Annotated in this window: 16 protein-coding genes and 5 tRNA genes; 17 read left to right on the top strand and 4 right to left on the bottom strand. The window is 44.7% G+C overall.

Features of this window, described 5'->3' with window-relative positions; genetic code table 11:
• The first annotated feature begins 207 nt into the window (after positions 1-207).
• Positions 208-298, top strand: a tRNA-Ser gene (locus tag EKG38_RS08315).
• Positions 299-606: 308 nt separating this feature from the next.
• Here EKG38_RS08315 and EKG38_RS08320 read toward each other — a convergent pair.
• A complete protein-coding gene (locus EKG38_RS08320; protein ID WP_185826811.1) occupies positions 607-1,524 on the bottom strand; it encodes a LysR family transcriptional regulator in 918 nt (305 codons plus the stop codon).
• A 188-nt stretch (positions 1,525-1,712) separates the two neighbouring features.
• The gene (locus EKG38_RS08325; RefSeq protein WP_126519796.1) at positions 1,713-2,969 is read right to left on the bottom strand and encodes an OmpP1/FadL family transporter; all 1,257 of its coding nucleotides are present in this window, start codon (positions 2,967-2,969) and stop codon (positions 1,713-1,715) included.
• A gap of 699 nt (positions 2,970-3,668) precedes the next feature.
• Here EKG38_RS08325 and EKG38_RS08330 point away from each other — a divergent pair.
• The 16 genes from EKG38_RS08330 (at position 3,669) to rplY (ending at position 16,172) form a co-directional block, all read left to right on the top strand.
• Entirely contained in the window at positions 3,669-5,246 is a 1,578-nt protein-coding gene (locus EKG38_RS08330; RefSeq protein ID WP_126519797.1) for a reductive dehalogenase, read from the top strand.
• A gap of 10 nt (positions 5,247-5,256) precedes the next feature.
• Positions 5,257-5,535 (top strand): VcrB family reductive dehalogenase putative membrane anchor, encoded by a 279-nt coding sequence (locus tag EKG38_RS08335; protein ID WP_126519798.1) that lies wholly within the window; start codon positions 5,257-5,259, stop codon positions 5,533-5,535.
• Between the two features lie 151 nt (positions 5,536-5,686).
• Positions 5,687-6,331, top strand: coding sequence for a hypothetical protein (locus tag EKG38_RS08340; RefSeq protein WP_126519799.1), 645 nt, complete (start codon positions 5,687-5,689; stop codon positions 6,329-6,331).
• A 63-nt stretch (positions 6,332-6,394) separates the two neighbouring features.
• Complete coding sequence (locus tag EKG38_RS08345; protein WP_126519800.1) at positions 6,395-7,117, top strand: helix-turn-helix transcriptional regulator; 723 nt, start codon at positions 6,395-6,397, stop codon at positions 7,115-7,117.
• Positions 7,118-7,327: 210 nt separating this feature from the next.
• On the top strand, positions 7,328-7,762 hold the full coding sequence (locus EKG38_RS08350; RefSeq protein ID WP_126519801.1) for a GFA family protein: 435 nt from the start codon (positions 7,328-7,330) through the stop codon (positions 7,760-7,762).
• A 166-nt stretch (positions 7,763-7,928) separates the two neighbouring features.
• Positions 7,929-8,019: transfer RNA gene (locus tag EKG38_RS08355), tRNA-Ser, on the top strand.
• Between the two features lie 592 nt (positions 8,020-8,611).
• Complete coding sequence (uvrY, locus tag EKG38_RS08360; protein WP_126519802.1) at positions 8,612-9,256, top strand: UvrY/SirA/GacA family response regulator transcription factor; 645 nt, start codon at positions 8,612-8,614, stop codon at positions 9,254-9,256.
• A gap of 46 nt (positions 9,257-9,302) precedes the next feature.
• Positions 9,303-11,132, top strand: a complete 1,830-nt coding sequence (uvrC, locus tag EKG38_RS08365; RefSeq protein WP_126519803.1) for an excinuclease ABC subunit UvrC — start codon at positions 9,303-9,305, stop codon at positions 11,130-11,132.
• 47 nt (positions 11,133-11,179) lie between these two features.
• Positions 11,180-11,737 carry a CDP-diacylglycerol--glycerol-3-phosphate 3-phosphatidyltransferase gene (gene pgsA, locus EKG38_RS08370; protein ID WP_126519804.1) on the top strand — a complete coding sequence of 186 codons (558 nt, stop codon included), beginning with the start codon at positions 11,180-11,182 and terminating at the stop codon, positions 11,735-11,737.
• Positions 11,738-11,879: 142 nt separating this feature from the next.
• Positions 11,880-11,955, top strand: a tRNA-Gly gene (locus tag EKG38_RS08375).
• Positions 11,956-11,985: 30 nt separating this feature from the next.
• A tRNA-Cys gene (locus EKG38_RS08380) sits at positions 11,986-12,059 on the top strand.
• Positions 12,060-12,143: 84 nt separating this feature from the next.
• Positions 12,144-12,229 (top strand) — tRNA-Leu (locus tag EKG38_RS08385).
• A gap of 663 nt (positions 12,230-12,892) precedes the next feature.
• Entirely contained in the window at positions 12,893-13,486 is a 594-nt protein-coding gene (locus tag EKG38_RS08390) for a type II secretion system protein (RefSeq protein ID WP_012142796.1), read from the top strand.
• A gap of 200 nt (positions 13,487-13,686) precedes the next feature.
• Positions 13,687-15,084, top strand: coding sequence for a L,D-transpeptidase family protein (locus EKG38_RS08395; RefSeq protein WP_012142795.1), 1,398 nt, complete (start codon positions 13,687-13,689; stop codon positions 15,082-15,084).
• 110 nt (positions 15,085-15,194) lie between these two features.
• Positions 15,195-15,743 (top strand): peptidoglycan L,D-endopeptidase MepK, encoded by a 549-nt coding sequence (gene mepK, locus EKG38_RS08400; protein ID WP_126519805.1) that lies wholly within the window; start codon positions 15,195-15,197, stop codon positions 15,741-15,743.
• A gap of 141 nt (positions 15,744-15,884) precedes the next feature.
• The gene (rplY, locus tag EKG38_RS08405) at positions 15,885-16,172 is read left to right on the top strand and encodes a 50S ribosomal protein L25 (protein ID WP_126519806.1); all 288 of its coding nucleotides are present in this window, start codon (positions 15,885-15,887) and stop codon (positions 16,170-16,172) included.
• Positions 16,173-16,254: 82 nt separating this feature from the next.
• On the opposite strand, the gene EKG38_RS08410 is transcribed toward rplY, so the two are convergent.
• On the bottom strand, positions 16,255-17,775 hold the full coding sequence (locus tag EKG38_RS08410; protein WP_126519807.1) for a SpoVR family protein: 1,521 nt from the start codon (positions 17,773-17,775) through the stop codon (positions 16,255-16,257).
• A gap of 9 nt (positions 17,776-17,784) precedes the next feature.
• Positions 17,785-19,053 (bottom strand): YeaH/YhbH family protein, encoded by a 1,269-nt coding sequence (locus tag EKG38_RS08415; protein ID WP_126519808.1) that lies wholly within the window; start codon positions 19,051-19,053, stop codon positions 17,785-17,787.
• Positions 19,054-19,092: the final 39 nt, after the last annotated feature.

Consider the following 19,092-nt stretch of genomic DNA (forward strand, 5'->3'; position numbering starts at 1 on the left):
ATAATAAACAGATTAACAATATACAGATTTTAGCACATCTTGATCCTAGCCTATATCCTATTTGTTTTTTTAGTGGTTTATACCACAGGTATTTCTTCTGTTTTACGTCAATAATTAACCAATCTGGATAGAAGCTGGTCGCTTGAAGCCTTAAATAGAAATAATGGTTTACATCAAACTGGGATACTTATAATATTCGTTTCGTTCGGAGAGATGGCAGAGTGGTCGAATGCACCGGTCTTGAAAACCGGCACGGGTTTATAGCCCGTCTAGGGTTCAAATCCCTATCTCTCCGCCACATTCAGATGAAGCCCCTGCAGAAATGCTGGGGCTTTTTCGTTTAAAAAATATGAAATTGAACCCCAGGGTTCCTATTGTTTAAAGATAGCTATCTCTTCGCCATATTCAAGACGAAAGGCTCATCAGAAATGATGAGCCTTTTTTCGTATTAGAATGAGTTAGAGAAGGAGTTGAACCCTAGGGTTCCTATTGTTTAAAGATCGCTATCTCTCCGCCCCGATCGTTCATCGAGTGTAAGACGAAGGGCTCATCAGAAATGATGAGCCCTTTTTCGCTTTATAAATTAATGAATCGAAAGCCAGAGTGTTAACTGTTACCGGTAACGGGTTTGCCCAATAGCCCGCTGGATTTGGCCATATCGATAAACAGGCGCATACGCTGATTATCATAGGGGGTCCTGGGATAGATAGCCCATAGAGTACCGGGTGTAGCAAATTTGCCATCAAACAGCCTTACCAGCTGCTGAGATGCAAGATACTTTTCACAGACAAAATCCGGAAACCAGCAGATGCCGTGACCAAGCAACGTCATCTGTAAGGCTGCCTCGGCTTCGTCTAGTTTTAGATGGCTCTGTAACGCTAGCGAGCGAACGGTGTTGCCATCCTGCCATAACCATTGCCCGTTTTCGAGGTCTGTATAGTTAAGAATAACCAGTTCAAATTCGTTTAGCTCCAACGGAGTCTCAGGAATTTTTATGCTCGCCAAATAGTCGGGACTGGCGTAGAAATCTCTGTTCGTGATGGTCAAAGGTTCACTTATAAAACTCTTGTCATCCAGAGGTTTAGTATTGAACATCAGATCGAAATCAAACTTAGAGGCATCCGGTGCTGACCAGGTCGAGGTTAACTCGAGCTCGATCTTGGGGTATTGACGCACAAACTGAGACAATATGGGGCCTGCAATGGTGCGATTGAACAGTCCCAGAGCGCTTACTCTAAGTTTGCCGCTGGGTTCACTGCCGGTTGTTTTCATCCGCTCGGTGGCTTGCAGCCACTCCATTTCAATAGTCTGACAGTGTTGCAGGAATACCTCACCTTCCGGGGTCAGAGACAATCGACGGGTTGATCGCTGAAACAGAATGACGCCCAGATAGCTTTCAAGTTGTTTTATTCTTCTGGTAACGCTGGGGCGGGGAAGGTCATTCGCGTCCGCCGCCCGGGCAAAGCTACCGACTTTAGCAATCAGGTTGACCAGACGGATGTCGTCGAGTGATATTTGGTGCATACACGGCCTGTGGTTGAGGAGTTCGATCTGCATTGATAGAGATGATAGTAGCAACGAATCCCTTGAGTACAAAATTGAGAAAGCACAGTCTATCGCTGTACTTGGTTTATCTCGGCCTTATCGGCCAAAGTAGCGGTCGTCAATGGCCGATACTCTGGCCGAGTAAGGTACATACGTGCAAAAAGTGTTTAGAACTTCTTGTTAATGCCCAGACTGACAATGTGCACGTGGGCCTCACTCTCCCCAATAACCTGCTGACTGAATGGCATACTGGCTACAGGATCGAAGCCGTCTATGGCCTGATTCACCTCTATGTCACCGAAATCAAGGTATTGATAGCCGATGTTGAATTCGGTGCTGTCATTCAGTGCCCAGTCAACCCCTGCTGAGTAGGCGATAGTTCGATCTAAGGGGGGATCTATCTTATGGTTGCTCTTAGAGACCGCCGACTCGTCGTAGTTGACTCCCATCTTAAGGACCAGTGTCGGTGAAACCTTGTAGGCAAGGCCTACAGCGCCGCCCCAGGCATCCTTCCAATCGCGCGGAACTATGACTGTCGGGCCGTCCCGATGAACGATTCGGCTCTCCTTCATCTCAGACCAGTTGGCCCATTCGATATCGGCCAGCAGGGTTAGATTTGGGGTCAGTTGCTGATCCAGACTCAGGGTGACCAGATCCGCGAGGTTGAACTCTTGTGAGGCCTGATACTCGGTGCTTCCCATCTTGGTTTCGATGACGGCCGGACCAGTGACCTCATGATCGACTCCGGCGACATAGCGCAGACCGATCCTTGTATCTGCGCCTGGTCGATACATGGCACCCAAAGTCCAGGCGAGCTTAGTGTCATCCAGGTCCAGGTTTTCTGAAGCCTGGGGGAAGGGGGCGAGATCTAGCTCCCAGCTCATGTAACTGACTCCGGCACTGGCACCCACCGACCATTGCGGGCTTATTTGGTAACCTACAGCTATCTGGGCTACCGCTATCAAGACTTCTATGGACTCGATGAAATTGGAGCCTACCCAGTTTTCACCTGCATCGGTGGCCCCTCCTGCCGGTGAGGTCAGTGCGAAGCCGATACCCCAGTCTTCAGCCAGTGGTTGACCGTAAAAGAATGACCCTCCGCCGGTGAGACCGACACCGTAGTCAGTATTTTTACGGCGGTTGTCGAAATCATCATTGCTTCCGCTGGAACCTTGGTCGTAAAAATGAAATGAATCCTCAATCAATAACAAATTACCCTGTATCTCTGGATGGGAGAGATAAGCCAGACCAGCGGGGTTGTTGAAGGCGGCTGATGCACCAATATCTGCTGTCTGGCCAGCTCCTGCAGTTGCCAGATAAGCGGTGGTGGTCTGCTCTCGCAGGATACCACTGGCCGATGCGGTGGTCGTAATTCCCGCTGCCGCAAGTGCTAGCAGAGACAAATAGTTGTAACGATCTATCATAGTATCAATCCTTGTAAATTATTTCGAAATACAGTGTGCTTTTATTGTTGGAAATATTTATTAGTGAAACTCTGGCAAATATATACTTATTTGTTTAAATACATGATTTGTTTTGTTTGCTTATTGTGACTCGTGGCTAATAAATATTTTTCTTTTGAACTGAACGTTTTTCTATATGAAATAAAGAATTTCAATTCTGATAATTAACGGCGGTAGAACACAAGGAGTGATTGCTTATTATTCTTTCCTGACATTTTTGCAGCATATTTTATCATTCTATTTGGTTTCTAGTCCGTTTGACCTTGAGTGAGAGGTGGTTGAGACTCAGGGAAGACTGCGTGAGGGCACGTATTGACGAGAACTGCTACCTGGCCTGCAAAGCGGTGATCTGACTTGGCTTTTTATCGCAATCTAAGCGGACTGGGAAAACCAGCAATAGCAAGTGATAGGGGCCTTTTTAATTGTTTAATTATCAAAAGTGAAATTGTGAGTTGTTATTTATTGTCTATTTGAGATTTTCTGGTTGATATATTATTGGCTTCGAGTTTTCGATGATTTTGGTAATTGCATCTAATTACATATTGAATGGTTACTTATTGAATAGTTACCTGATTTTTAGTGTCTATTATATTTTTTTGGTGCTTGGGATGTGACAATAAAAATATTGTCTTGAGTGCTTTGATTGTGAGGTGATAATTTATGACGAATAGTAAAATAGTGGCTGATGATAATGCCAATGTGCATTCAGAAGGGCTACTGGATAATCCTGAGCGGCGAAAACTTTTTAAACGTGCAGCAATAGGCGGCGGTGTGGTACTTGCCTCAGGTTTGGGGGCATTCGGTGTTGGTAGGGCATCTATCGAGGGAAAGATCGACAAAAGCTGGCCGGATCTTGCCGATGATTTCAAACCATTTCCTCAACGTGACACTATGTGGTCCTATGCCGGTAGTCCACATTTGATGATGCGCCACCCTGAGCGAAATGAGCAGTTTGGTCGACTAGTTAAAAACGACTCGCGTTACAATTTTCAGCTTCAGGTACCCAGATATGAACATAAGGGCTGGGATAACTCCCGCCCCGGCTTCACCCAGCTGGATACAGCGCTGCAGCATGCCGGATGGTGTCCGCCTCACAAGTGGGATCTTCGCCTCGGTGCCATGGGAATACCGGATACCCAGTGGTTCTCATGGGACCAATCCGGCGTCGACCACGAGCAGTACCAGTTTGGAACCAAGCTGGAGGCATCAAACGCAATTCGCAGTGCCGCTCGCCTGTTTGGCGCAGTGCGCTGTGGCATAGCCAAGCGTGACAAACGCTGGGACTACGACCCTATCTACAATGCCGGTGCGACTGTGGAGATGATGGAAGGTGCGGAGCGGATGGGCGTCAGCAAAATCACCGATCCTCAGGAGATGGCCAAGGCGATGCAGGGGATGATGGAGCATTTCAAGCCAGAGGATCGTGAACTGAGCTGGGAGAAGGACTTTCCCTTCGAGCCCAAGACTGTGATCGTGATGGCGGTCCCCATGGACTACGACAATATGGCTACGGCACCGTCCCGCACCTGCGCAGGAACCGTAGGTGATGGCTACACCAAGATGGCCACGCTGGCATCCCAGATGGCCCAATTCATTCAAGGTCTCGGCTACCATGCCGTTGCCAGTGGCAACGATTTGGGTAATTCCGTTGCCTATGGCATCGCAGCCGGCTTGGGGGAAGGTGCCCGAAATGCTCAGCTGATCGTACCCGGATATGGCCCTCGTATTCGTCTGTGTAAGGTCTACACAGATTTTGATTTTGTCGAGCATGACAAGGCCCGTAGTTGGGGGATCACCGAGTTCTGTAAGACCTGTAAGAAGTGTGCAGATGCCTGTCCGAGTAAGGCGTTGGATACCCGTGAGGATACCAATTACACCTTCGGTGGTGAACATGCCGAACAGCCTGGTTATACCTGGAATAACCACGAGGGGATCAAGAAGTTCCACAGTGATTCGAAACGATGTTTCGATTACTGGCTTGAGAGTGATACCGACTGCGGTGCCTGTATTGCATCTTGTACCTTTAATGAACCTGATTATTGGCATCATTGGATGATTGTCGCTGCTAACCCATTCGTGCCCAGTGCTTTGCATGGTGCCATGTCAGAGATGCACCCGGCATTTGGTTATGGTTCGACTGAAAACCCTGCCAAGGTCGCTAAGTTCTGGAATACCGGTGAGGGGATGCGCGTTAACCCAACTAACCGTAATGTATTTGGCGCCGTAGGCCGTTCATAAGGAGTAGGAAATGGAATTATTAGAATTTTTTATCATGGGTATTTTGTTCACCCTCGGGGTGCAGGCGTTTGCCTATCTCTCTATTAAGGTCAAGATGCCCTGGTACGCTTGGGCGGGTCTCATTACCGGTGGACTGACTCTTCTGTTTGGCATCGGCTGGGCCGGAAGTTCATTTATCGAGAACGTGCCTCAGTCCGGCTCTCTCGGTTTGACCGTATTTTGTCTGCCAGGCTTGTTATTGATGGCATTCATAATCCGTAAGTATCTGCCAAAGGGCACTCGTCTGTGAACACCTAAACCCTGAATGTTTGGCTTGTGTCGACATCTCTGTCGGCGCTGGCCTGTAGGCGAGGTCGTAATGGCCAATGGTGTTTGAAGGGGGGAGTCGAGTCGATGACTTATTATTCCACTCAGTATTAAAGTGCTGGAGTTTTACCTATATGAAATACGGAACAGAGATTTACAAAGAGTGTAACCATTGTGGTGGTAGCCTCACTCTCCGGCCATTACTCGAAGTAAATGCGCGATGTGCAACACTGTGGAGTGATGGTTATGTCGATAGCCCTATGGTGCCGGAGCAGCCATTGCTCGTTAAGTGTGGACACTGCAAAGCCGAAGTCTGGTTACCCGAGTTGAAAGTATCTGCGTTTGAGTATGCTGACAATGCGCTTGAATACCTGACTTTGGATGAAGATGGACTGTGGATCCTGCTCGAGGAGTATAGGAAGCAACCCTCTGAGCATCAGTTGTATATTCGGCTGAAATTGTGGCAGCTGGCTAACCATAAGTATCGCCGTGAAAAGACTATTCCGGTTCAGTGGAGCAGTCGGGAACGAAGTAATATGAAAGACCTGCTATTGATACTGGATATGAATTCTGTGCAGGAACGATTATTGGCTGCGGAGTTGTTAAGGCAGCTTGGTGACTTCGAGGGTGCTGAGGGGCCACTGCAGGCACCACTTGAAGGGAATGCTTTTGAGGTGTCAAAGCAGCTTTTACAGCGCATTAAGCATAAACAGCAACAGGTGTTCAAGTGCTATCAGCAAGCATCGACTAATGAGCTAAAAACAAGTTACTGCGGTTAAGCTGCTGTTATCTGTGGGCAGGGATGCAAATGTTATTGAGACAAATTTACGAGGGTATAACTCATGAGTCAGGTTCCGTTATCCGCTACGCTGAGATCCTTATTGCAACAAGGATGTAAAGATCTTCAGGTAGAGGATATCTGCTATTGCTATGATATTCAGACGCCCTCAGATTGGGGGCGGAGAATGGACAGCCACAGACATCTGATCCGCAACTTCACTAAACGTCGAAAGTTATTTGCAAGCTCGGCGAAGGGGCTAAGCTTGTGGCGGCAAAAGGTATTGTTTTTAAAGAATATGGAGGAGGTCGTTGGCCAGCTCTACTGCCATGCAGTTTGTGTGTGGTCCAATAGGACACTGCCTCGTGGAATGAAGCGATATCTGGATAGCCAACAGATAGAAGGCATAGTGACAGTTTCAATTTCATGTCCCGTCTCACCTCAGCTGACAGGTCGGTTTAACCTCATAATGCGGCAAACAGAACAGGTTAACGATCTGCTGGACAGGATTGACGAGGTAGAAGTCTACTTGACTCGTCTGCAAACCAAAATTGCACTTCATCATGGAACTGAGATCAACCCCTTAGTTGATTACAACATTATCAGCCCAATTTCAGCATTAATCCTGACCCATCTTGCCAATGGAGCAGATAGGGAAGAGATATCATCACAGCTAAATCTGACTCTGCGGGGAATTGATTATCACCTCTCAGTGCTCAAGCAGACCCTGAATGCGCGTAATATTGCTCAACTGGTTCATGAAGCCGGTAAGCTTAGCTTAATATGAGCATTCGGTGAATGTGACCACTGAAGGATTACCGTATTGGCTATAGTTCAACGAAGAAAGCGCTCTAGCAACGGCTGAGCTGACTGCGGGTTTGTCGCGAGCATGCTGGACAACTTTCCGGCGACTTCACAAGTATCTTTAAATTGAGTCTCCTTAGGCTACACTTCAAAGCACTTATCAATAATCTTACGCTATATATAGGATGACATTATGAGTGCGAAACCAAGTTTTCAAGGTCGCTGTTTTTGTGGAGCGGTTCAATTTACAGTTACGGGTACACCAAATGGGATGGGCTATTGTCACTGTGAATCTTGCCGAAAATGGTCAGCAGGACCTGTAAATGCATTTACCTTGTGGGATCCAGAGGCCATTAACATTACAGCCGGTGCCGATAAAATTTCCAGCTTTAATAAGACTCCCGGTAGTACACGTAAATGGTGTCGTGAATGTGGCGGTCACATTATGACTGAACACCCGACAATGAATTTAATTGATGTATTTGCGGCAAGTATTCCATCACTTAAGTTTGAGCCGGGTATTCATGTTCATTATCAAGAAAGTGTTTTACCTATTAAAGATGGTTTACCGAAAATGAAAGATATGCCGAGTGAAGCCGGTGGTTCAGGCGAAACAATGCCTGAATGATTACCACTCTAGTGTTGGAGGTTATGTTATGAAGGACAATAACAATCCAAACTGTGTCTCTTCGGACAAGAGTGCACCAACTTGATGATCAAATGAGCATTCAATTGGAGGGTGGCAAGATAGGTATTTACACATAAGGGGCTGGGCGCTATTATATCGCTCGTTCGGAGAGATGGCAGAGTGGTCGAATGCACCGGTCTTGAAAACCGGCACGGGTTTATAGCCCGTCTAGGGTTCAAATCCCTATCTCTCCGCCACATTTAGAAAAAAGGCTACTCGAAAGAGTAGCCTTTTTTCGTTTAAAAGAATGAAGGAATTGAACCCCAAGGTTCCTATTGTTTAAAGATAGCTATCCCTTCGCCCCGCTCTTTCATCGAGAGTCAGATGAAGCCCTAGCAGAAATGCTGGGGCTTTTCGTTTTTAAAGGATATAGATGAGGAGTTGACCCCCCAGGGTTCCTATTGTTTAAAGATCGCTATCTTTGTGCCTCGATTTCTGAACGAGAGTCAGGCTAAGGGCTACACTTCCTTATTATAAATTTGAACTAGTCAATTAGTATAAGTCTGGTTGGGCATGATTAAGTCTTGAGCTATGATTTAGCTAGATAATTCAGAATATGATAGGTAGGTGGAAAATCATACACTCCAACAGGATAAGGATTAGTTGCTATGGTCCTTCTTCTTTGACTGTTATCTGTCAATAGTTTTTTTCAATAGTTTTCTTAAAATTCATTATGTTACATTCTCATAAATACCGCTTTCCTATTGGTCTCGAATGGGCTAGATTACGAGTAAATAAGATTGTGAATCTAGATTGGTTCATCGCTCTACTTTCTAAGGTAAATATCAGTTGATTTCAGTATATTTGGTCGATGATCATGAATTAGTTCGAACGGGGATCCGTCGTATCCTTGAAGATGAACGTGGAATAAAAGTGATTGGTGAAGCTGGTGATGGTGAAACCGCTGTCCAGTGGAGCCGAAGTAACGAAGCCGATGTTATTTTGATGGACATGAATATGCCCGGTATTGGCGGTCTGGAAGCCACTCGCAAAATACTTCGTTATCAACCTCATGCTAAAATTATTGTGTTGACTATCTATACTGAAGATCCGTTTCCGACAAAAGTGATGCAAGCTGGAGCATCTGGCTACCTTACAAAGGGGGCGACGCCTCCGGAAGTGCTTCAAGCTATCCGACAAGTCGCTCATGGGCAAAGGTATCTTTCGCCTGAGATTGCGCAACAGATGGCGTTAAGCCAGTTTAATCAATCGGAAGAGAACCCATTTAAAACACTTTCGGAGCGAGAGTTGCAGATCATGATGATGATCACTAACGGCGAGAAGGTCAATGATATCTCCGAGCAGCTTAACTTAAGTCCAAAAACAGTGAATAGCTACCGATATAGGTTGTTTGCAAAACTTGGTATAAGTGGGGATGTAGAACTGACTAGACTGGCCATTCGTTATAAAATGTTGGATACAGGTCAGTTTTAACCGACACTCTATTTGAGTACCATGTTTAATACTCTGTTTGAATACTATGCCCTCTACATTTGATTCAAAGTTGTTTCTAAAAACCGTCTCCTCATCGCCGGGTGTTTACCGAATGTATGATGAAGAGGGGACCGTTATCTATGTCGGTAAGGCTAAAGACTTAAAAAAACGGCTGACTTCCTATTTTCGCGTCAATCTGCCGAATGTAAAAACTCAGGCGTTGGTTTCACATATCGCCAATATTGATGTCACAGTCACCCACAGCGAAACCGATGCCCTTATTCTCGAAAATGATTATATCAAGCAGTATATGCCGAGATATAACGTTTTGCTTCGGGATGATAAATCCTACCCTTATATATTATTAAGCGATCACAAGCATCCAAGGTTAGCGTATCACCGTGGCCCGAAGAGGGATAAAGGCAGCTATTTTGGCCCGTACCCAAATGGCGGCGCGGTAAGGGAGAGCCTTCATTTGCTGCAGAAGATCTTCCCCATTCGTCAGTGTGATGACCTTTATTATAAATCTCGTTCGCGGCCCTGTTTGCAATATCAAATAGGTCGGTGCTGTGCGCCCTGTGTGAATAAAGTCAGCGATGAAGAGTATGCAGTGCAGGTCAAGTTGGCGAGTCTATTCCTGAAAGGAAAAGATCTGCAGGTGATGACTGAACTGGTTTCTAAGATGGAGACCTCTGCGCTGGCTCTGGAGTATGAACAAGCGGCGAGTTACAGAGACCAAATAGCTGCCTTAAGGAGAGTGGCTGAACAGCAAGAGGTGTCAAACACCTCCGGCGATATGGATGTTATTGGTGCTTACTATGCCTCTGGTGTTGCTTGCTTTCATCTTTTGTTTATTCGAGAGGGTAAAATATTTGGTAGTAGAAGCTATTATCCAAGTGTCCCAGCAGAAACGGAGTTAGATGAAGTTCTCAGCGCATTTATGATCCAATTCTATCTCAACTCAGATAGTCAGCGGACCGTGCCTAAAGAGATACTATTAAGCCATGGGTTTGATGACCTTCCGGAGTTGGAGCGGGCAATACAGACGGCGCTCGAGAAGAAGGTAGAGATTAAAACTAATGTTCGCAGTGAAAGAGCAAACTTTCTACGACTCGCGGTGACGAATGCAACAAATGCGGTGAACACTCGTTTGTCCCATAAAAATACGGTTGAGCAACGTTTCTTGTTACTTGAAGAAGCTTTGGAAGTGTCGACACTGATCCAACGGATGGAATGTTTCGACATCAGTCATACAATGGGAGAGAGTACCGTAGCGTCTTGTGTCGTATTTGATCGAGAAGGGCCCAATAAAGCGGATTATCGACGTTACAATATCAATGGGATCACGCCGGGTGATGACTACGCCGCTATGAAGCAGGCGATAACGAGACGATTTGATAAAATTGATAAAAATGGCAAAATCCCCGATCTGTTATTCATCGATGGTGGAACGGGTCAGCTTCGTATCGCACAAAAAATTGTAGATGAAAAGTTTGTCGATATCGACAAAACACCAATGCTCATTGGTGTTGCAAAAGGTGAGGGGAGAAAACCTGGCTTAGAGACGCTGATATATGGTGAAAATGAGCAATCATTCACTATCCCTGCTGACTCAGGAGCATTACACCTTATTCAGCATATTCGCGATGAATCACATCGATTTGCCATTACTGGCCACAGAAATAAACGTCAGAAAACAAGAAATACCTCCACCTTAGAGTCTATTGCGGGAGTCGGGCCTAAACGCCGTAAAGCACTTTTGCAATATTTAGGTGGTATACAGGAAGTTAAGGGCGCAAGTGTGGCTGAACTGGCTAAAGTACCCGGTATTAGTTTAGAAATGGCACAAACGATACATGATTCATTGCGAGGGTAGTAAAATTAAGGCAAGATTGTCGCTGCTTTTAAACTATTGGTTTTCTCATGCCGTTTAACATACCTATAGCGTTAACTCTTTTCAGGTTATTTTTATTGCCTGTTTTTGTGGTTATTTTTTATCTCCCATACTCTTGGTCGCCTTTTGTTGCCGCCTTTGTATTCTGGCTGGCAGCGGTTACAGATGCACTCGATGGTTATGCCGCCAGGAAGCTAAAGCAATCGACACGCTTTGGTGCCTTCTTAGACCCGGTTGCCGATAAGATCATGGTAACAACAGCACTCGTATTACTTGTGGCCGAGTATAATAGTGTATGGTTGACACTACCGGCGCTCTTTATGATTGGTAGAGAAATTGTTATTTCGGCATTGAGAGAATGGATGGCTGAAATAGGTAAGCGGGGCGCTGTTGCCGTCTCATGGATTGGAAAATACAAGACCGCAGCCCAGATGATTGCAATCATTGGTTTGATTTGGAAACCGAATGACTTCCTAACTTATGCCGCCTACGGTTTGTTCTACGTCGCAACCGTGCTAACTTTCTGGTCTATGATGAGTTACATTCTTGCCGCCTGGGGCGATCTCACTGCTGAATCGGATAATTAAAATGCAATGAGACTATTTAGTGTGCAAGCAGTCATTTATCATCAAATATGCGATTGACTCTTGTGCCTAAATCGGTAGAATGCCATTTCGCAGTCAGGGGAAAGCAGCAATGCAAAACCTACTGAAGATAAAAAAGTTTAAAGCGACATTAGCTCAGTTGGTAGAGCGATACCTTGCCAAGGTATAGGTCATCGGTTCGAACCCGATATGTCGCTCCAAATTCTCTCTTGAGAATTGCAAGAAAATATGGCGCGATGGCAGAATGGCTATGCTGCGGATTGCAAATCCGTCGATCTCGGTTCGACTCCGGGTCGCGCCTCCATATTAGATTGTGGTGAGTTTGTTTTTGAATAAGAGCAAACAGTATTAACTATCGATAATACGTATCATCAGAATCAACGAGTTTGCCCGAGTGGTGGAATCGGTAGACACAAGGGATTTAAAATCCCTCGCTGAATAAGCGTGCCGGTTCAAGTCCGGCCTCGGGTACCATCATTCTCTTAGAGATTGAGCATGAAAGCCTCAACGAAAGTTGGGGCTTTTTTGTATTCCAAATTCAGTATGTAAGAAGCAAATAATAAAATCCCTCGCGCCGTTGATATACACGTACCGGTGCTGGTCCGGCCTCGGGTACCATCATTCAAGCCCTGACTTATTGTCAGGGCTTTTTTGTATCTGCAGAATGATGTAGGTAATTATATGGATTTAGAATCCCTCGCGCCGTTGAAATACACGTGCCAGTTCACTCTCTATTACAAGAAGGGCTTCGGGTACCATCATTCTCTTTGATATGAACAGTAGCCCTGACTTGCGTCAGTTTTTTGTACCTGCAGAATGATGAAGGTGAAGATATGGATTTAAAATCCTTCGCACTCTCAATAATGCAGGGCCAATTCACTCTCCATGACAACCATAGTTTACAAGAGCGGTGAGCCATGTGCGAAAGTCCCAACACCTCATCGCTATGTAACTTTTGTTTCGCTGTTGTTACATTTTGCAGGCTTTCATGTTGAAGTATTCATGCACGGTAGCGATTAATTTGTGTTGATGGCTTTTAAGGAGGATTATCCCTCTGTTTCTCGTGACGCTGGAAACTCAATAGCGGTATAATGTATATCTTATTGGCTGTTAACGTGATTAAAGGTAATAGTGGTAATGAAGTACACCATTTCTAAGGGCTTTACTCTGATAGAGCTTGTTGTCGTGATCATTATTTTGGGAATTTTGTCTGTCGTGGCGCTCCCTAAGTTTATGAGTTTGGGGCAAGATGCACATGACTCGGCGGCTAAAGGTGCTTTTGGCGCATTTCGTTCGGGTGTGAGTCTGTACCACAGCTGTTGGGCCGCTTCGGGAGCCAGTAATCGTGTGGAAGATTTGGCTTGTTATGGCGATGGGACATTGGATTCGAGTAAGACGGGTTACCCGTTGAGTACGAAAAACGGTGGCGATGGCACTGTATTAACCGGAGATAATTGCAGGCAAATCTGGACAGGTTTGATGGAAGGGGATGAGTACGTGCTTAGAAACCTGGGGGCTGCCGATGATTTTGGTCCTGAAACCGACATAGTCTATTGGTATGCTGGTGGTCAATTATATAAAGGTGATGGTACGCCAAATGAGTCTACTTATTGTTTCTATGATTATATCTCCGATAATCGCTCTAAAGTAGAGCATTGGCAGCTTAGGTATGTACCAAGCACAGGTAAGACCTTGATCACCAGGGCTACTCAAAGTTCAAAGGCTCCTTGATTTAATTGTTATCTTTCGTGGCCGATGAATATAGAGCAAAGTTTTTTTGTTCATCGGCCCATCATTTTTTTGATTTATTCCGTTTCAAATCTCTTCTGTGTATTTTCCTCGCATGCCTTAAATTTTGCCATACTTGTATCAACTGCATCAGGAAAGTATGACGATTACTCACCCTGTGCTTGATATTAGAGAGGGGAATTATGGCGCTAAGAAATCTTGTTTGGTTGATATGCACCGGCTTTCTATTGGTTCTGTATGTAACTCCAGTTGCAGCAATGGACAGAAGCGATGCCGGGCTGAACTCTCTACGCTATCAGCTACAGCTAGTAAACTTAGTCAGACCAAGTAAGCAGTCTGAAGATTCCTATCGAATATTACGAAGCGGTACAGTGCAGGAGAAACTCGACAGAGTCGGCGGTATTCAAGCTGACTTGAAATATTTTTGGCAAAATAAAAATATTCCTAATGATGCCAATAGGCTAGATGACACAGAGGATCTTTACCAACGTGCCATCTCTTTAGAACCCACTTCGAGTGATTACCTTCCCGTTAGCAATAGACTGCGTTACTTGCTATGGCTAAGCGAGCATTATCCCTGGAAACCACTTGTTATTGGTGGCTGGCTTAAAGAGGGCGATTATCATAAATCGATACCTGAGATAAGTTTTCGGCTCAACATGCTAGGCGATTTAGATAGCTATGACAGAAACAACAAGCAACTGAACCGAACACTTGCAACTAGTTTACTGCGTTTCCAGCGACGACATGGTTTAAAGCAAGATGCGATAATAGGGCCTGAGACCTTGAGATGGTTGAATGCTTCGCCTAAGAATCGAGCGCGTTTATTAGCAAACAACTTCTTAAAAAAATCCAGTTACTTAGCCTCATTGGATAGTCGATTTTTACTGATTAATATCCCGGCATTTGAGATGGTACTCGTTGACCATGATGAGATACAGCTAAAATCCAGGGTCATTGTCGGTAAACCCTATCGTCAAACTCCCATGTTGAGTAGTCAAATATCTAATGTTGTTCTCAACCCCAGTTGGCGGGTACCCAGACGCCTGCTTTGGCGAGATCTATTACCTAAGGTGAGAGAGAATGGTAGCTATATTACTCAACGAAATTTTGATGTGTTCGATGCTAAAGGCGTGATCATTGAGAAAAGCCCTGATGAGTGGCAAGAGTTAGCCCAAGGCCGCTTTCCGTATCGATTGGTACAGAGACCCGGTGAAGAGAATACATTAGGGCGGTACAAATTTTACTTTGCAAATGACTACAATGTTTACCTTCATGATACCGTCGACAAATCTCTGTTTGAAGAGTCTAACAGAGCGTTGTCATCTGGCTGTATTCGGGTCGAAAATGTGGAGAGCCTGGCAAATTGGATGGCATCGAATTTAGTCAGGGATAAGCAAACCTGGGTAGATATGCAAGTTGAGAGGCAAAAAACACAATGGTTTTCTCTCGATGACTCCTTAGCCGTACATTTAGTATACTGGACCGCATGGATAGATAGTGAAGGGGACTCGCAATTTAGAAATGATATTTATAACCAAAATTCAACAGGTAACCTTGCTTTAATCGAAAATCGATAGTTCAAAGCAAATCCTCACGTCGTTATCGCTTGTCTCGTTAACTTGATTTCACCGCCAATAACGTTTAGTTTATTGGCATTCGTGATTAAAAAGTAGGCAGTGGTGGTAGTGTGTCAATAGTATGTCCAGCCCGTAGGCAGTTGTTGTTAGGCCTTGGTGGCGTTGCAATGTTTTCAATGATCCCCTCAAAAGTACAGGCAAGTCGATCGACTACAGGAGTGCGAAGCTTAGGTTTTCGTAACTTACATACCGGGGAGCGTGGGCAAGGAAGCTATTGGATAGATGGAAATTATCAAAGTGGTATCCTATCGGATTTCAGTCATATTTTAAGGGATCATAGGCGCAATGAGTCGGCCCCTATGGATAAACGATTATATGACCTCCTGTTTAAGTTAAAAGAATCGCTAAATGTGGATCAAGACTTTAATGTTATCTCAGGATATCGGTCGCCTAAAACCAATGCCATGTTAGCTTCAAAAAGTAATGGTGTTGCGAAGAAGAGCTACCATATGAAGGGAATGGCGATGGATATTGTGATCCCTGATGTAAAGTTGAGCCATCTGCGTGAAGCTGCCATAGAGTTAAAGTTAGGTGGAGTGGGCTATTATCCTCAGTCAGGGTTTGTCCATGTCGATACTGGCCCCGTTCGTACTTGGTAGGATGTTGAACTTAATTTTTTTGGTATTAAACAGTTTGTTAGTTGATTAATGCTGTGTTAGTATATTGCCGCTTCAAAAATCAGTCTTCGTTGGTCGAAAATGGGGACTACCTGAAATTTATTTTATTTAAGTGAGTAAACTATGTCTTATACTATCGCAGCTGAAATCCGCACTGAAATCGGGAAAGGTTCGAGCCGCCGCCTACGTCATGCGAACAAAGTTCCTGCTGTTATCTATGGTGCTGGTAAAGAGCCTATCTCTATCAAGTTCGACCATAAAGATATCATCAATATCCAAGAAAATGCTGATTTCTACTCAAGCGACCTAACTATCACTGTTGATGGTAACGACGTTAAAGTACGTGTGCAGGCAATGCAGCGTCATGCATTCAAAGGCCTTATTGAGCACATCGATTTCAAATTCGCATAAGTTGCGACATTGAAATTTAAAAGCGCCTATTGGCGCTTTTTTTATATCTGTAAACTAATACCTGATTCAGAAAGTCAGCGTTTTATTCCTCGGCTTGTTTATCCGGGCAAGAGGCTATGATAGTTAGCCCTCCCTCTTCGCTAGACTCTTCGAGTCTTACATCAAATCCCCAGAGTCTATGTAGGTGCTTCACGACTTCATGGCGACTTTTGGCCAGTGGTATTCTGTTAGTCGGTATATACCTTAATGTTAATGAGCGGTCTCCGGTAATATCCACTTTTTGAACTTGAATGTTAGGCTCTATGTTGGAGAGGTTATATTGTTGCGACAACATCTGACGGATATCTTTATACCCTTGCTCATCATGGATGGCAGAGACTGACAAGTAGTTTTTTTTATCATCGTCAAGAATGCTAAAAAGCTTGAATTGCCTGATTATATTAGGTGAAAGATATTGGCTGATGAAGCTCTCGTCTTTAAAGTTCTGCATTGCAAAATGTAATGTTTCTAACCAATCGCTGCCGGCAATATCAGGAAACCAAAGCTTATCTTCTTCGGTAGGAGACTCACAAATTCTCCTTATATCCACGAACATATTAAACCCTAAGGCGTATGGGTTAATCCCACTATAGTAGGGACTGTTGTAGCTAGGCTGTACAATGACATTGGTATGATTTTGAAGAAACTCCATCATAAATCTATCGGTAACTACGCCATCGTCATAGAGATGGTTGAGAATCGTATAATGCCAAAAAGTGGCCCAGCCCTCATTCATTACCTGAGTTTGTTTCTGAGGGTAAAAATACTGGCCCATTTTTCTTACTATCCGAACTATCTCTCTTTGCCAGGGTTCTAACAAAGGTGCATTCTTCTCAATAAAATAGAGAATGTTTTCCTGGGGCTCATCAGGAAAGTTGAAGGCTTCTTTTTCGATATCATCATGAGGCGTTAAGGGGATGGTTCGCCATAGGTCATTGACTTGGCTCTGCAGGTATTCTTCTCTCTCTTTTTGTCTTAGCTGCTCCTCTTTGAAAGAAATTTCACTCGGACGCTTATAGCGATCGACGCCATAGTTCATTAACGCATGGCAGGAGTCGACGATAAGCTCAACTTGGTTTGTTCCGTGGGTTTCCTCGCATTGACTGATGTAGTTTTTCGCAAAAACCAGATAGTCAATAATCGAACTGGCATCAGTCCAGGTTTTAAAGAGATAATTATTCTTGAAGAAGCTATTGTGGCCGAAACTTGCATGTGCCATCACAAGGGCTTGCATTGTGATGGTATTCTCCTCCATAAGGTAGGCGATGCAGGGATCTGAGTTAATCACTATCTCATAGGCCAGGCCCATCTGTCCTCGTTTATAGCTTTGCTCCGTTTCGATAAACTTTTTCCCAAAGGACCAGTGGGTATAACCTATTGGCATGCCAATGCCGGCATAAGCATCCATCATCTGCTCGGCTGTTATGACCTCTATCTGGTTTGGATAAGATTCAAGCTTATAATGTGCAGCCACTCTTTCGATTTCAGTTAAATAAGACTGAAGTAGCTCGAAGTTCCAATCGGGCCCGTCATCGAGTGGAGTTCTCTTTTTTTTAGCATCCATAGCGCCCCCTTAAACTGCTTGCTTCTTAAATAGTTCTCTAAATACCGGGTATATATCTTCCGCCTGTTTAATATGCTGGACGGCGATGTTATCAAACGACTTTTGGAGGTTTTCATACTCCCGCCAGAGTGTTTGATGGGCGCGGTTAGTGATCTCTATGTAACTAAAATATCTCACCACCGGAAGGAGGTTTTTTTCAAGGATCTGTTTACATCCGGGGGAGTCATCAGCCCAATTGTCACCATCAGATGCCTGTGCTGCATAGATATTCCATTCGCTTTCTGGATAACGCTCTTTTTGTATTTTATGCATGAGTTTTAATGCACTCGATACAATAGTGCCACCTGTTTCCTGTGAATAGAAAAACTCGTGTTCATCAACCTCTTTAGCTTGGGTGTGGTGGCGTATATAGACAACGTCAAGATTCTTATAGGTTCGGGTTAGAAAAAGGTAGAGCAGAATATAAAAGCGCTTGGCCATATCCTTAGTTGCCTGATCCATCGAACCGGACACATCCATCAGACAGAACATGACAGCCTGACTCGAAGGTATCTCGCGTTTGGCGAAGTTGTTGTACCTGAGATCAAACGTATCTATAAAGGGAACCCTGTCTATCTTCTGCTTTAGCTCTTCTATCTGCTCCTTGATGAGTAGAATTCTTTCCGCTTCTGCTCCTGGTGTATTTTCCAGCTCTTCAAGCTCTTTCTCTAGTAGGCTAAGTTGGGCCTTCTTCGAGGAGGTCATTGCAATTCTGCGGGCTAATGATGAGCGCAGTGAGCGTACAATATTGATATTTGCTGGCACACCATCATTGGTAAAGCCGGCACGATAGGTTTGGTATTCAACCAATTTGTTTAGACGATTATTTTGTAAGTTGGGTAACTCGAGATCTTCAAATAATAACTCAAGGTACTCATCCTTAGATATCTGGAAAACAAAATCATCTTCCCCTTCACCAGAATCGGACGCATCTCCCTGTCCGGAACCTTGCCCTGTGCCAGAAGGTGGTCGCTCAATTTTATCTCCTCTGGTAAATTGATCATTACCCGGGTGTACCCGCTCCTTAACACCTCCTTGTCCTTGATGAAAGAAAGGTTCACTAATGTCTTTCGTCGGGATCCCGATTTTTTCGCCCTTATCAACATCGGTAACACTGCGTCGAGTGACGGCATCACTCACCGCTTTTTTTATTTGCTGCTTGTATCTGTTGATAAATCGTTGACGATTAACCGTGCTTTTTCCCTTAGCATTGAGTCGTCTATCTATGAAATTCGCCATGCGCACCTCCCAAGTCATTGCAGGGAGCGGTTTATGCTC

The organism is Shewanella canadensis, from assembly GCF_003966225.1.
Taxonomy (GTDB): Bacteria; Pseudomonadota; Gammaproteobacteria; order Enterobacterales; family Shewanellaceae; genus Shewanella; species Shewanella canadensis.

What these genes read in the sequence shown, in the direction of transcription:
- EKG38_RS08320 (WP_185826811.1), bottom strand. Translation starts at nt 1,524, where the DNA reads ATGCACCAAATATCACTCGACGACATCCGTCTGGTCAACCTGATTGCT.
- EKG38_RS08325 (WP_126519796.1), bottom strand. Translation starts at nt 2,969, where the DNA reads ATGATAGATCGTTACAACTATTTGTCTCTGCTAGCACTTGCGGCAGCG.
- EKG38_RS08330 (WP_126519797.1), top strand. Translation starts at nt 3,669, where the DNA reads ATGACGAATAGTAAAATAGTGGCTGATGATAATGCCAATGTGCATTCA.
- EKG38_RS08335 (WP_126519798.1), top strand. Translation starts at nt 5,257, where the DNA reads ATGGAATTATTAGAATTTTTTATCATGGGTATTTTGTTCACCCTCGGG.
- EKG38_RS08340 (WP_126519799.1), top strand. Translation starts at nt 5,687, where the DNA reads ATGAAATACGGAACAGAGATTTACAAAGAGTGTAACCATTGTGGTGGT.
- EKG38_RS08345 (WP_126519800.1), top strand. Translation starts at nt 6,395, where the DNA reads ATGAGTCAGGTTCCGTTATCCGCTACGCTGAGATCCTTATTGCAACAA.
- EKG38_RS08350 (WP_126519801.1), top strand. Translation starts at nt 7,328, where the DNA reads ATGAGTGCGAAACCAAGTTTTCAAGGTCGCTGTTTTTGTGGAGCGGTT.
- uvrC (WP_126519803.1), top strand. Translation starts at nt 9,303, where the DNA reads ATGCCCTCTACATTTGATTCAAAGTTGTTTCTAAAAACCGTCTCCTCA.
- pgsA (WP_126519804.1), top strand. Translation starts at nt 11,180, where the DNA reads ATGCCGTTTAACATACCTATAGCGTTAACTCTTTTCAGGTTATTTTTA.
- EKG38_RS08390 (WP_012142796.1), top strand. Translation starts at nt 12,893, where the DNA reads ATGAAGTACACCATTTCTAAGGGCTTTACTCTGATAGAGCTTGTTGTC.
- EKG38_RS08395 (WP_012142795.1), top strand. Translation starts at nt 13,687, where the DNA reads ATGGCGCTAAGAAATCTTGTTTGGTTGATATGCACCGGCTTTCTATTG.
- rplY (WP_126519806.1), top strand. Translation starts at nt 15,885, where the DNA reads ATGTCTTATACTATCGCAGCTGAAATCCGCACTGAAATCGGGAAAGGT.
- EKG38_RS08410 (WP_126519807.1), bottom strand. Translation starts at nt 17,775, where the DNA reads ATGGATGCTAAAAAAAAGAGAACTCCACTCGATGACGGGCCCGATTGG.
- EKG38_RS08415 (WP_126519808.1), bottom strand. Translation starts at nt 19,053, where the DNA reads ATGGCGAATTTCATAGATAGACGACTCAATGCTAAGGGAAAAAGCACG.